Source organism: Halovibrio salipaludis (assembly GCF_002286965.1).
In the GTDB taxonomy this organism is placed as follows: domain Bacteria; phylum Pseudomonadota; class Gammaproteobacteria; order Pseudomonadales; family Oleiphilaceae; genus Halospina; species Halospina salipaludis.
Window position 1 is genome coordinate 1 of record NZ_NSKD01000021.1, and the last position, 1414, is coordinate 1414.

1 protein-coding gene is annotated in these 1414 nt (G+C 63.2%); it reads right to left on the bottom strand.

All coding sequences use genetic code 11. The features are described 5' to 3' along the window. Positions 1-273: 273 nt before the first annotated feature. Complete coding sequence (locus CK501_RS16605) at positions 274-1299, bottom strand: IS110 family RNA-guided transposase (RefSeq protein ID WP_095618824.1); 1026 nt, start codon at positions 1297-1299, stop codon at positions 274-276. Positions 1300-1414 lie beyond the last annotated feature (115 nt).

Below are 1414 nucleotides of genomic sequence, written 5' to 3' on the forward strand. Positions count from 1 at the left end.
CTTCTCTAAAGCGGGCGTCAGGATCAACCCACGCCCGTTGATTCTGGTTAAGGATTGGGTTCGACGAGCTTTCAGGCTTCTCTTCGCGGTCTACGCCGCAGTATGGAATCGGAGGCCGTTGCCCTTTGATCTCCTACACGAGGTCAGCGCCTCAAGCGAGCCACGGGGTCAACAGCTCCGAACTCGTCCAACCCGGTTACCTGGTTACTGTCTGCGTTGCTTTGTCATTCGCTGATCCGCCCTTGTCAGTGATGCTTTGATTCCTATCGTTTCTCAGGCCGCTGCCGCCACAGTGCCGTGTTCGGGCTCGAAGCGCTCGCCCTTGAGCCACAGCCGCCACAGCACAATGGCCAGTTTGCGCGCCAGCGCCACCCGGGCCTTGGCCGCGCCCTTGGTCTCGGCCAATTGGCGGGCCCAGCGTTTGAGTCGACAGTCGCCGCCCTGGCGGATCATCGCATGGGCAGCCTCCACCAGATGCCAGCGCAGCAGGTGATCGCCCTGGCGGGTGATCGAGCCACGCACGCATCGTTCTCCCGACTGGGTCACCCCAGGCGTCAGGCCCGCGTAGTCCGCCACCTGCTCACCGTTGGCGAAGCGCTGAGGGTCATCCACCGTGGAGGCGAAAACCTTGGCTGTCAGCGGCCCCACACCGGGCACGCTCTGGAGCTGTTGCTGGAGCTCATCCTCGCGCTGCTGGGCCTGCATCTGCTTTTTCATGGCCTCGGCCTGTTCCAGGCTGTGCTCGTACACCGCCAACAAGGGCTCCAGCACCGCCACAAGCGCCTCGCTGTGCTGTTGGGCCCGTTCACGGACCCACTGCGGGAACCGTCTCTTGCTGACGCGTCCCAGGCAGATCCCGTGGGCTCGCAACAGCCCGCGGACCTGGCTGTCGATGCTGCAGTAGGTTCTGACCAGCCCCTGGCGCCCCTGCAGCTGGGTGCGTTCCAGCCGCGCCGAGTCACTTTTACGGTGAACCGGCTGGAACCACCCTGAACGCACGATCTGAGCCAGCGTCTGGGCGTCACGCCGGTCGGTCTTCTTGCGGGCATCCATCAGATGCTTCGCCGCCCGGGCGTCGATGATCTGCGCCTGGTGGCCGGCCTCTTCGAGCACCTGACAGGCCCATTCGGCAAGCGGTGAGGATTCCACCACAACCGACACCGGCGTAAACGGGGCCAGCACTTTGGCCAACTGCCCGGCGTCGGTGGCCACTTCCCGCTGTTCCATGACATTGCCCTGCTCATCCACAACGGCAACAGCACTTGATTTGGAAGCCAGATCGATGCCAGCGTAATTCATCGGACAACCTCCTCTTCTGCTGAGGCTCTTCGGGTGACCTCGTTTCTCATTGGCGGAGGTTGTCCTCTTCCTTCCGGCCCGATCAAGGCCTGCCCGCTTTATCCCATCTCCTACA